Annotated in this window: 9 protein-coding genes; 8 read left to right on the top strand and 1 reads right to left on the bottom strand. The window is 73.9% G+C overall.

Annotation, left to right across the window (positions count from 1 at the left end; all coding sequences use genetic code 11):
• The first annotated feature begins 113 nt into the window (after positions 1–113).
• From ACFRAV_RS15575 to ACFRAV_RS15605, 7 genes are all read left to right on the top strand, one after another.
• The gene (locus ACFRAV_RS15575) at positions 114–1,805 is read left to right on the top strand and encodes an acyclic terpene utilization AtuA family protein (protein WP_382555646.1); all 1,692 of its coding nucleotides are present in this window, start codon (positions 114–116) and stop codon (positions 1,803–1,805) included.
• Positions 1,802–3,406, top strand: coding sequence for an acyl-CoA carboxylase subunit beta (locus tag ACFRAV_RS15580; protein ID WP_382555567.1), 1,605 nt, complete (start codon positions 1,802–1,804; stop codon positions 3,404–3,406). The genes ACFRAV_RS15575 and ACFRAV_RS15580 overlap by 4 nt, the downstream gene beginning before the upstream one ends.
• Positions 3,407–3,416: 10 nt before the next feature.
• Positions 3,417–5,351: an acetyl/propionyl/methylcrotonyl-CoA carboxylase subunit alpha gene (locus ACFRAV_RS15585; RefSeq protein WP_382555570.1), complete on the top strand. Its 1,935-nt coding sequence runs from the start codon at positions 3,417–3,419 to the stop codon at positions 5,349–5,351.
• Positions 5,348–6,508, top strand: coding sequence for an acyl-CoA dehydrogenase family protein (locus ACFRAV_RS15590; RefSeq protein ID WP_382555572.1), 1,161 nt, complete (start codon positions 5,348–5,350; stop codon positions 6,506–6,508). Before ACFRAV_RS15585 ends, ACFRAV_RS15590 begins: the two co-directional genes overlap by 4 nt.
• Before the next feature lie 67 nt (positions 6,509–6,575).
• Complete coding sequence (locus ACFRAV_RS15595; RefSeq protein WP_382555573.1) at positions 6,576–8,141, top strand: 4-coumarate--CoA ligase family protein; 1,566 nt, start codon at positions 6,576–6,578, stop codon at positions 8,139–8,141.
• Positions 8,142–8,157: 16 nt separating this feature from the next.
• On the top strand, positions 8,158–8,910 hold the full coding sequence (locus tag ACFRAV_RS15600) for an enoyl-CoA hydratase family protein (protein WP_382555574.1): 753 nt from the start codon (positions 8,158–8,160) through the stop codon (positions 8,908–8,910).
• Positions 8,898–9,527 (top strand): TetR/AcrR family transcriptional regulator, encoded by a 630-nt coding sequence (locus ACFRAV_RS15605; protein WP_382555576.1) that lies wholly within the window; start codon positions 8,898–8,900, stop codon positions 9,525–9,527. The genes ACFRAV_RS15600 and ACFRAV_RS15605 overlap by 13 nt, the downstream gene beginning before the upstream one ends.
• A 73-nt stretch (positions 9,528–9,600) precedes the next feature.
• Here ACFRAV_RS15605 and pdxH read toward each other — a convergent pair whose 3' ends face one another.
• Positions 9,601–10,302 (bottom strand): pyridoxamine 5'-phosphate oxidase, encoded by a 702-nt coding sequence (gene pdxH / locus ACFRAV_RS15610; RefSeq protein WP_382555577.1) that lies wholly within the window; start codon positions 10,300–10,302, stop codon positions 9,601–9,603.
• Between the two features lie 171 nt (positions 10,303–10,473).
• Between pdxH and ACFRAV_RS15615 the strand changes: the two genes are divergently transcribed.
• Positions 10,474–11,574, top strand: coding sequence for a citrate synthase 2 (locus ACFRAV_RS15615; protein ID WP_382555579.1), 1,101 nt, complete (start codon positions 10,474–10,476; stop codon positions 11,572–11,574).
• Positions 11,575–11,885 lie beyond the last annotated feature (311 nt).

Below are 11,885 nucleotides of genomic sequence, written 5' to 3' on the forward strand. Positions count from 1 at the left end.
CACAGAGCGGACCGCCCACCGCGCCGCCCACCGCGCCGCCCACCGCGCCGCTGAGCGAGCCGCGCGACGAGCCGCACACCGCACCGCCCGCCCGCTCGCCGCATCCCGCGCCGCTGCGCATCGGCAACGCCTCCGGCTTCTACGGCGACCGGTTCGACGCGATGCGCGAGATGCTCACCGGCGGCGAACTCGACGTCCTCACCGGCGACTACCTCGCCGAGCTCACCATGCTGATCCTGGGCCGCGACCGGCTCAAGGACCCAGAGGCCGGCTACGCCCGCATCTTCCTGCGCCAGCTGGAGGAGTGCCTGGGCCTCGCCCACGAGCGCGGCGTGCGGATCGTCGCCAACGCGGGCGGCCTCAACCCGGCCGGGCTCGCGGCCCGTGTGCGGGAGCTGGCCGCGCGGCTCGGGCTCCCGGTCCGGGTCGCCCACGTCGAGGGGGACGACCTCACCGCGTCGCACCCCGGCGCGCTGGCCGCCCACGCCTACCTCGGCGGCTTCGGCATCGCCGCCTGCCTGCGGGCCGGCGCCGACGTCGTGGTCACCGGCCGGGTCACCGACGCCGCCCTGGTCACCGGCCCGGCCGCCGCCCACTTCGGCTGGACCCCCGCCGACCACGACGCCCTGGCCGGCGCCGTCGTCGCCGGGCACGTGCTGGAGTGCGGCACCCAGGCCACCGGCGGCAACTACGCCTTCTTCGGCGAGTTCGACACCCGCCGCCTGCTCCGCCCCGGATTCCCGCTGGCGGAGATCCACCCCGACGGCAGCTCCGTGATCACCAAGCACCCCGGGGCCGGCGGCGTCGTCGACGTCGGCACGGTCACCGCCCAGCTGCTCTACGAGACCGGCGGCCCCCGGTACGCGGGACCGGACGTCACCGCCCGGCTGGACACCGTCACCCTCGCCCAGGACGGCCCCGACCGGGTCCGGATCAGCGGGGTGCGCGGCGAGGCCCCGCCGCCCACCCTCAAGGTGGGCGTCAACCGCTTCGGCGGGTTCCGCAACCAGCTCGACTTCGTGCTCACCGGCCTGGACGTGGAACGCAAGGCCGAGCTGGTGCGGGCGCAGATGGAGGACGCGCTGGAGCGCGCCACGTCCCGCCCCGCGCACGTCTCCTGGGAGCTGGTGCGCACCGACCGGCCCGACGCCGCCACCGAGGAGACCGCGAGCGCGGTGCTGCGCCTGGTGGTCCGCGACCCCGACCAGCAGGCCGTCGGCCGGACCCTCAGCAGCGCGGGCATCGAGCTCGCCCTGGCCAGCTACCCCGGCTTCCACGTCACCGCCCCGCCCGGCAAGGGCGCGCCCTACGGCTCCTTCGACGCCGCGTACGTCCCGCAGGGCGAGGTGGAGCACGTCGCCGTGCTGCCGGACGGCACCCGCGAGAGCGTGCCCCCGGCGCCCGCGACCCAGGACCTCGCCGCCGCCGAGGAGCCCCCGCGGCCCCCGCTGCCCGCGCCGCCCGCGCCCGGTCCGGTGCGCCGGGCCCCGCTGGGCCTGGTCGCCGGAGCCCGCAGCGGCGACAAGGGCGGCGACGCCAACGTCGGCGTGTGGGCCCGGAACGACGAGGCGTGGCGGTGGCTCGCCCACACCCTCACCGTCGAGCGGTTCAAGGAACTGCTGCCCGAGACCGCGGCGCTCACCGTCACCCGGCACCCGCTGCCCAACCTGCGCGCGCTCAACTTCACCGTCGAGGGGATCCTCGGCGAGGGCGTGGCCGCGCAGCACCGATTCGACCCGCAGGCCAAGGCGCTCGGGGAGTGGCTGCGCGCCCGCCACCTGGACATACCGGAGGCCCTGCTGTGACCGTGCTGCCCACGGCCTTGGACACCGACGGCCCCGAGTACGCGGCCCACCGCGCCGCGCTGCTGGAGAAACTCGCGGCGCTGGACACCGAGCACGCCAAGGCGCTCGCGGGCGGCGGCGAGAAGTACGTCGCCCGGCACCGGGGGCGCGGCAAGCTGCTGGCCCGGGAGCGCATCGAGCTGCTCGTCGACCCGGACACCCCGTTCCTCGAACTGTCGCCGCTGGCCGCCTGGGGCAGCGACTACCCGGTGGGCGCCTCGATGGTCACCGGGATCGGCGTGGTCGAGGGCGTGGAGTGCCTGATCACCGCCAACGACCCGACCGTGCGCGGCGGCGCGACCAACCCGTGGGGGCTGAGGAAGGCGCTGCGGGCCAACGACATCGCGCTGGCCAACCGGCTGCCGGTGGTGACGATGGTGGAGTCCGGCGGGGCAGACCTGCCCTCGCAGAAGGAGATCTTCATCCCCGGCGGCCAGGTCTTCCGCGACCTGACACGGCTCTCCGCCGCCGGCATCCCCACCGTGGCCGTGGTCCTCGGCAACTCGACCGCGGGCGGCGCGTACATCCCCGGGATGTCCGACCACGTGATCATGGTGAAGGAGCAGTCGAAGGTCTTCCTCGGCGGTCCGCCGCTGGTGAAGATGGCCACCGGCGAGGAGAGCGACGACGAGTCGCTGGGCGGCGCCGAGATGCACGCCCGCTCCTCAGGCCTCGCCGACTACTTCGCCGTGGACGAACTGGACGCGATCCGCCAGGCGCGTCGGGTGGTGGCCCGCCTCAACCACCGCAAGGCCCACCCGGACCCCGACCCGGCGTTCGTCGAGCCGCCCAGGTACGACGCCGAGGAACTGCTGGGCATCGTCCCGGAGGACCTGCGCACGCCGTTCGACCCGCGCGAGGTGATCGCCCGGATCGTCGACGGCTCCGACTTCGACGAGTTCAAGCCGCTGTACGGCACCAGCCTCACCACCGGCTGGGCCACCCTGCACGGCTACCCGGTCGGCATCCTGGCCAACGCGCAGGGCGTGCTGTTCAGCGCCGAGTCGCAGAAGGCCGCCCAGTTCATCCAGCTCGCCAACCAGCGCGACATCCCGCTGCTGTTCCTCCACAACACCACCGGCTACATGGTCGGCAAGGAGTACGAGCAGGGCGGCATCATCAAGCACGGCGCGATGATGATCAACGCGGTGTCGAACTCGAAGGTGCCGCACCTGTCGGTGCTGATGGGCGCCTCCTACGGGGCCGGCCACTACGGCATGTGCGGGCGGGCGTACGACCCGCGGTTCCTGTTCGCCTGGCCGAGCGCCAAGTCCGCGGTGATGGGCCCGCAGCAGCTGGCCGGCGTGCTGTCCATCGTCATGCGCCAGTCCGCGGCGGCCAAGGGGCAGCCCTACGACGAGGAGGGCGACAAGGCGCTGCGCGCCATGGTCGAGCAGCAGATCGAGGCCGAGTCGCTGCCGATGTTCCTGTCCGGGCGGCTCTACGACGACGGGGTGATCGACCCGCGCGACACCCGGACCGTGCTGGGCATCTGCCTGTCCGCGATCCACACGGCCCCCTTCGAGGGCGTGCGCGGCGGCTTCGGCGTCTTCCGGATGTGAGGGAACTCCTGTGATCTCCGTGAACTCCGCGATATCCAAGGTACTTGTCGCCAACCGGGGCGAGATCGCCTGCCGGGTCTTCCGGACCTGCGCCGAGCTGGGCGTGCGCACCGTCGCCGTGCACTCCGACGCCGACGCCGGGGCGCTGCACACCCGCACCGCCGACGAGGCGGTCCGGCTGCCGGGATCGTCGCCCGCGGACACCTATCTGCGCGGCGACCTGATCGTGAAGGCCGCCCTGGCGGCGGGGGCGGACGCGGTGCACCCGGGGTACGGCTTCCTGTCCGAGAACCCGGACTTCGCCCGCCAGGTGACCGACGCCGGGCTGGTGTGGATCGGGCCGTCGCCACAGGCCGTCGAGGCGATGGCGTCCAAGACGCGCGCCAAGGAGCTGATGGGTCTGGCCCCGCTCGCCGAGGTCGGCGAGGCGGACCTGCCGGTGCTGGTGAAGGCGGCGGCAGGGGGCGGCGGCCGCGGCATGCGGATCGTGCGCCGGCTGGCCGACCTGGAGGCCGAGCTGACCGCCGCGCGGGCCGAGGCGCTGAGCGCGTTCGGCGACGACGAGGTGTTCGTCGAGCCGTACGTGGAGGGCGGCCGCCACGTCGAGGTGCAGGTGCTGGCCGACACCCACGGCACGGTGTGGGCGCTGGGAACGCGGGACTGCTCGCTGCAGCGCCGCCACCAGAAGGTGGTCGAGGAGGCCCCGGCCCCCGGGCTCCCGCCCGGGCTGGTCGACGAGCTCCACGAGCTGGCCGTCCGGGCGGCGCGGGCCGTCGACTACGTGGGGGCGGGCACGGTGGAGTTCCTGGTCGCCGACGGCCGGGCGCACTTCCTGGAGATGAACACCCGGCTCCAGGTCGAACACCCCGTCACCGAGGAGGTGTTCGGCCTCGACCTGATCGCCCTCCAGCTGCGGATCGCCGAGGGCGGCGCGCTGGAGGCCGAGCCGCCCGCCCCGCGCGGGCACGCCGTGGAGGCCCGCCTGTACGCCGAGGACCCGGCGCGCGGCTGGGCCCCGCAGACCGGGGTGCTGCACCGGATCGGGCTGGACGAGGCCGCCCGGGCGGCCGGCGTGCGGGTGGACACCGGCTTCGCCGACGGCGACACGGTCGACGTCCACTACGACCCGATGCTCGCCAAGGTGGTCGCCCACGCGCCCACCCGTGCCGAGGCGCTCCGCAAGCTGGCCGGGGCGCTGGAGCGGGCCGCCGTGCACGGGCCGGTCACCAACCGGGACCTGCTGGTGCGCTCGCTGCGGCATGAGGAGTTCACCACAGGGCGGATGGACACCGGCTTCTACGACCGGCACCTGGCCGAGCTCACCCGCGAGGCCGTCGACCCGCACGCGCCGCTGGCCGCCGCGCTGGCCTCGGCCGCGGCCGTGTCCGGCGCGGGCGCCCGCTTCGGCGGGGGCTGGCGGAACGTTCCCTCGCAGCCGCAGGTCCGCCGCTACCAGGTGGGGGAGAAGGAGCACGAGGCCGCCTACCGCTGGACCCGCCGGGGCCCGGAGGCCGACGGGGCGGTCGTGGTGCACGCCGACGCCCGCCTGGTCGTCCTCGAGGTGGACGGCGTGCGGCGCAGGTACGAGGTCGCCCGGTACGCGGACGGACGGGTCTTCGTGAACGGCACGGCCCTCACCGAGCTGCCCCGCTTCCCCGAGCCCGAGTCCCGCCGGGAGCCGGGCTCGCTGCTCGCCCCGATGCCCGGCACCGTCGTCCGCGTCGCCGACGGCCTGACCGTCGGCGACGCCGTCACCGAGGGGCAGCCGCTGCTGTGGCTGGAGGCGATGAAGATGGAGCACCGCGTCACCGCCCCCGTCTCCGGCACCCTCACGGCGCTGCACGCCGCACCCGGCCGCCAGGTCGAGGTCGGCGCGCTGCTCGCCGTCGTCCAGCAAGCGCCACCAGAAGCCGAAGGTTCCGCCGACCACGAGGAGAGCCAGTGAGCGTCGTCATCGAGACCGAGGAACACAAGGCGCTGCGGGAGGCCGTCGCCGCGCTGGGCCGCCGCTACGGCCGCGCGTACGTCACCAAAGCCCTGGAGGAGGGCAAGGGCCCCGAGGAGCTGTGGAACGAGGCGGGCAAGCTCGGCTACCTCGGCGTCAGCCTGCCCGAGGAGTACGGCGGCGGGGGCGGCGGCATCTACGAGCTGTCCCTGGTCCTGGAGGAGCTCGGCGCGGCGGGCTGCCCGCTGCTCCTGCTGGTGGTCTCCCCGGCGATCTGCGGCACCATCATCGCCCGCTTCGGCACCGAGGAGCAGAAGCGCGAGTGGCTGCCCGGCCTCGCCGACGGCAGCCGGATCATGTCCTTCGGCATCACCGAGCCCGACGCCGGCTCCAACAGCCACCGCATCACGACCACCGCCCGCCGCGACGGCGAGGAGTGGGTGCTCAACGGGCGGAAGGTCTTCATCTCCGGCGTGGACATCTCCGACGCCACGCTGATCGTGGGCCGTACCGAGGACGCCCGCACCGGCAAGCTCAAGCCCGCCCTGTTCATCGTCCCGCGCGACACCCCCGGCTTCCAGCGCACCATGCTCGACATGGACCTGGCTGCCGCGGAGAAGCAGTTCGAGCTGGTCCTGGACGACGTGCGGCTGCCCGCCGACGCGCTGGTCGGCGACGAGGACGCCGGCCTGCTCCAGCTGTTCGCCGGGCTCAACCCGGAGCGGGTGATGACCGCCGCCTTCGCCGTCGGCATGGCCCGCTACGCGCTCGCCACCGCGATCGGATACGCCAAGGAGCGGCAGGTCTGGAAGACGCCCATCGGCGCCCACCAGGCCATCCAGCACCCGCTGGCGGTCGCCCACATCGAGGTCGAGACGGCGAAGCTGATGATGCAGAAGGCCGCCCACCTCTGCGACGCCGGCGACGACCTCGCCGCGGGCGAGGCGGCGAACATGGCCAAGTACGCGGCGGGAGAGGCCTGCGTGAAGGCGGTGGACACCGCCGTCCACACCCTCGGCGGCAACGGCCTCACCAAGGAGTTCGGCCTCGCCTCGCTGGTCAACGCCTCGCGGGTGGCCCGGATCGCCCCGGTCAGCCGGGAGATGATCCTCAACTTCGTCTCGCACCAGACGCTGGGTCTTCCCAAGTCCTACTGACATGGCCATATTTGGCGGCCACGCCTCAAGGGGAGGCGAGCACAGCGTCGTGCGACAAGGAGCCTTCATGTTCCGCAGCGAGTACGCAGATGTCCCCGCCGTCGAGGAGCCCATCCACGACGCGGTGCTCGGCCGGGCCGCCGAACGCGGCGACACCCCCGCCCTGATCGACGGGGTGAACGGCATGACCCTCACCTACGCCCAGGTCGACGCCTTCCACCGCAAGGTGGCGGCCGGCCTGGCGGAGGCGGGCGTCGTCAAGGGCGACGTGCTCGCCCTGCACAGCCCCAACACGGTCGCCTTCCCGATCGCCTTCTACGCGGCGACCCGGGCCGGCGCCGCCGTCACCACCGTGCACCCGCTGGCCACCGCCGAGGAGTTCGCCAAGCAGCTCACCGACTCCGCGGCCCGCTGGATCGTCACCGTCTCCCCGCTGCTGGAGACCGCGCGGGCGGCCGCCGAACTCGCGGGCGGCATCGCGGAGATCTTCGTCTGCGACACCGCTGCCGGGCACCGCTCGCTGATGGACTTCCTCGGCACCACCGCCCCCGAACCGCGGGTGGAGATCGACCCGGTGCGGGACGTCGCCGCCCTGCCGTACTCCTCGGGCACCACCGGGACGCCCAAGGGCGTGATGCTCACCCACCGGTCGATCGCCACCAACCTGGCGCAGCTGGAGCCGGCGGTTCCCACCGGGGAGGGCGAGCGGATCCTCGCCGTCCTGCCCTTCTTCCACATCTACGGTCTGACCGCCCTGATGAACGCCCCGCTCAAGCAGGGCGGCACCGTGGTGGTGCTGCCCCGCTTCGAGCTGGAGGGCTTCCTCTCGGCGATCGAGAAGCACCGCATCACCGCGCTGTACGTCGCCCCGCCGATCGTGCTGGCCCTCGCCAAGCACCCGGCGGTGGACGGCTACGACCTGTCCTCGGTGCGCTACGTCATCAGCGCCGCCGCCCCGCTGGACGCGGAGCTGGCGGAGGCCTGCCGGGCCCGGCTCGGGGTGTCGTCGGTCGGCCAGGCGTACGGCATGACGGAACTGTCGCCCGGCACCCACGTGGTGCCGCCCTTCTCCCAGGACGCCCCGCCCGGAACCGTCGGCAAGCTCATCGCGGGCACCGAGATGCGGATCGTCTCGCTGGACGACCCCGGCAAGGACCTCGCCGCCGGGGAGACGGGCGAGATCCTCATCCGCGGCCCCCAGGTGATGAAGGGCTACCTCGGCCGGCCCGACGCCACCGCCGCGATGATCGACGCCGACGGCTGGCTGCACACCGGCGACGTCGGCCGGGTCGACGAGGCCGGCTGGCTCTTCGTCGTCGACCGGGTCAAGGAACTGATCAAGTACAAGGGCTACCAGGTCGCCCCGGCCGAGCTGGAGGCCCTGCTGCTCACCCACCCCGGCATCGCCGACGCGGCGGTGATCGGCGTGTACGACGACGACGCCAACGAGGTCCCGGCCGCCTTCGTGGTCCGCCAGGCCGGGGCCGGGGCGCTGACCGAGGCGGAGGTGACGGCCCACGTGGCCGAACGCGTCGCCCCGTACAAGCGGGTGCGGCGGGTCACCTTCGTCGACGCCGTGCCGCGCGCGGTCAGCGGCAAGATCCTGCGGCGCGAACTGAGGGAACGAGCATGAGCACGAAAGGACGCGCATGACGGACACACCCCCGGACCTGGTGCGGCGGTCGGACGAACGGGGCGTCGCCACGCTCGTCCTCGACTCGCCGGCCAACCGCAACGCCCTGTCCGCCGCCTTGGTCGGGAGGCTGGCCGGGCTGCTCGAGGACTGCGCGAAGGACGACGAGGTACGGGCGGTGGTGCTCACGCACACCGGCTCCACCTTCTGCGCCGGCGCGGACCTGCGCGACCCTCCGCCGCCCGAGGCGCTGACCGGGCTGCTCCGGCGGATGCTGGAGCTGCCCAAGCCGGTGGTCGGGCGTGTCGACGGGCACGTGCGGGCGGGGGGGTTCGGGCTGCTGGGGGCGTGCGACGTCGTCGCCGCCTCGACCGGGCGGTCCACGTTCGCCCTCACCGAGGTGCGGATCGGGGTCGCCCCGGCGGTCATCTCGCTGACCCTGCTGCCCCGCGTGGAGCCGCGCGCGCTGTCCCGGTACTACCTCACCGGGGAGCGGTTCGACGCCGCCGAGGCCGCGCGGATCGGGCTGGTCACCGCCGCGGGGGAGGACGTCGACGCCGTGCTCGAGCCGGTCCTCGACGGCCTGCGGAGGGCCTCCCCGCAGGCCCTCGCGGCGACCAAACCGCTGGTCACGGCTAAGGTGCTGGAGAACTTCGACCGGGACGCGGAGACCCTCTCCGCGCTCTCGGCCCGGTTGTTCTCCTCCGACGAGGCGCGAGAGGGGATGACCGCCTTCCTCGAACGACGGGATCCGGCGTGGGTGAAGTGAACCAGGCGACGTCCACCGCGGCGCGCGCCCCCAAGCAGGACCGCAGCCGGGCCACCCGGCAGCGGCTGCTGGAGGCCGCCGTCGCCTGCCTGGCCGAGCACGGCTGGGCGGGCTCCACGGTCGCCGTGGTCGCCGAACGGGCCGGCGTTTCCCGGGGCGCCGCGCAGCACCACTTCCCCACCCGCGAGGACCTGTTCACCGCGGCCGTCGAGCACGTGGCCGAGGAACGCTCCACCGCCCTGCGGGAGTTGTTCCCGCAGGGCGCGGCGGGGGACCGCGGGGCCGTGGTCGCGGAGATCGTCGCCCTCTTCACCGGTCCGGTCTTCCGGGCCGCTCTCGCCCTGTGGGTGGCCGCCTCCAACGAGGAGCAGCTGCGCGGCCGCGTCACCGAGCTGGAGGCCCGGGTCGGCCGGGAGACCCACCGCACGGCGGTGGAGCTGCTGGCCGCCGACGAGTCCCGGCCGGGCGTGCGGGAGACCGTGCAGGGTCTCCTCGACATGGCGCGCGGCCTCGGTCTGGCCAACCTGCTCAGCGACGACACGGCCCGCCGCGAGCGGGTGGTCGCCCAGTGGGCGGCGCTGCTCGACGAGGAGCTGGGACCGCCGCACGGGGGCTGAGGCCCGCCGCACGGGGGCTGAGGCGCGGGACTCGGGCGAGGCGCTCCGCGCAGGGGCTCAGGGGCTCAGGGGCTCAAGGGCTCAGGCGCTCGGTCCGCCAGCCGCCGCCCGGCAGCGCGACGTACCGGAGCCGGTCGTGCAGCCGGTTGCTGCGGCCCTGCCAGAACTCCACGCTCCGCGGCACGACCCGGAAGCCGCCCCAGTGCGGCGGGACCGGCACCTGCTCGTCGGCCGGGTAGCGGGCGTCCAGCTCGGTGAAGGCGCGGTCCAGCTCCTCGCGCGAGGAGATCACCGTGGACTGCTCGCTGGCCCAGGCGCCCAGCTGGGAGCCGTGCGGCCGGGTGCGGAAGTAGGCGGCGGTCTCGTCCCTCCCGGTGCGGGCGGCCGTGCCGGTGACGATCACCTGCCGGGCCAGCGGGTACCAGGGGAACAGCAGCGAGACGTGCGGGTTCTCGGTGAGCTCGCGGCCCTTGCGGGAGCCGTAGTTGGTGTAGAAGACGAATCCCTGCTCGTCGTAGTGCTTGAGCAGCACCGTCCGCGCGCTGGGGCGGCCCTGGGCGTCGGCCGTGGAGACCACCATCGCGTTCGGCTCGAACACCGCGGGGTTGTCGGTGGCCTCGCGGAACCAGCGGCCGAACTGCTCCACGGGCGTTCCGGCCAGCTGGGACCTGCCCAGGCCCTCCGCCTCGTAGTGCCGGCGTATCGCGGCCGGGTCGGGCACGAGGGCGGGAACGGTGTCGTCGGACGGGTCGAGGGCGGCTTCTCGGTCGGTCACGCGATCATCTTGCCGTATGCGCAGACACGTTCGGGTCGCGGACCGGTGGTGCCTTCCGGACCGCGTCGCTTGGCCGAAGGTGGCACTGAGTGCCGCGCCTCTCCCCAAAAGTGGCACTCGTGGATACGATCCGATGCACGGGGCAGACCCACAACTGTCGAGGAGCCGCACATGTCCGACTTCGTTCCCGGGCTCGAGGGAGTCGTCGCATTCGAGACGGAGATCGCCGAACCGGACAAGGAGGGCGGCGCGCTCCGCTACCGGGGCGTCGACATCGAGGACCTGGTGGGCACGGTCGGGTTCGGCCACGTCTGGGGCCTGCTGGTCGACGGATCGTTCAACCCCGGCCTGCCGCCCGCCGAGCCGTTCCCCATCCCGGTCCACTCCGGCGACGTCCGGGTGGACGTGCAGGCGGCGCTCGCGATGCTCGCGCCCGCCTGGGGGCTCGGGCCGCTGCTGGACATCTCCGTCGAGCAGGCCCGTGACGACCTCGCCCGCGCGGCCGTGATGGCGCTGTCCTACGTCGCCCAGTCGGCGCGTGGGCAGGGCGTGCCGATGGTGCCGCAGAAGGAGATCGACAAGGCGAACTCCATCGCCGAGCGGTTCATGATCCGCTGGCGCGGCGAGCCGGACCCGAAGCACGTGGCCGCCGTCGACGCCTACTGGACCTCGGCCGCCGAGCACGGCATGAACGCCTCCACCTTCACTGCCCGGGTCATCGCCTCCACCGGCGCGGACGTCGCCGCCGCGCTCTCCGGCGCGGTCGGTGCGATGTCCGGCCCGCTGCACGGCGGCGCGCCGTCACGGGTGCTCGGCATGATCGAGGAGATCGAGCGCACCGGGGACGCCGACGCGTACGTACGCGGCGCGCTGGACCGGGGCGAGCGGCTGATGGGCTTCGGCCACCGGGTCTACCGGGCCGAGGACCCGCGCGCCCGGGTGCTGCGGCGCACCGCCCGCGAGCTGGGCGCGCCGCGCTACGAGGTCGCCGAGGCGCTGGAGAAGGCGGCGCTGGCCGAGCTGCACGCGCGGCGGCCGGACCGGGTGCTGGCCACCAACGTGGAGTTCTGGGCGGCCATCGTCCTCGACTTCGCCGAGGTCCCGGCGCACATGTTCACCTCGATGTTCACCTGCGCCCGCACGGCGGGGTGGTCGGCGCACATCCTGGAGCAGAAGCGGACGGGGCGGCTGGTGCGGCCCTCCGCGCGGTACGTCGGTCCGGCGTCGCGGCCGGTCGAGGCGATCGACGGCTACGGGGACATCGCGGGCTGACCGCCGTCGCGGGTCACGTCCCGGGAAAGGGAACGACCCGCGAGCTCTGGTCCCACGGAAGGGGGCCGGCCGGACGTGCCGGCGAGCTCGCGGGTCGGGTGACTGCTGGTGCTGGGCCGAGGCCCGTCGTGGTCACGGGCGTTCAGCCCGCAGCCACCTCACGCGTCCGGGTGTCACTCATGTACCCGATCACCTCCTTTCCCGTGTAGCCCCACCGTACGACCGGGCCCTCCGTGAGAACAACGGCTTTTTCCACCCATCTCCCCGAGCCCGCCGGCCGGCCCCGGCGCCGGGGCCGGGAGGAGCCGAGC

Source organism: Streptomyces sp. NPDC056600 (assembly GCF_042792855.1).
Taxonomy (GTDB): Bacteria; Actinomycetota; Actinomycetes; order Streptomycetales; family Streptomycetaceae; genus Streptomyces.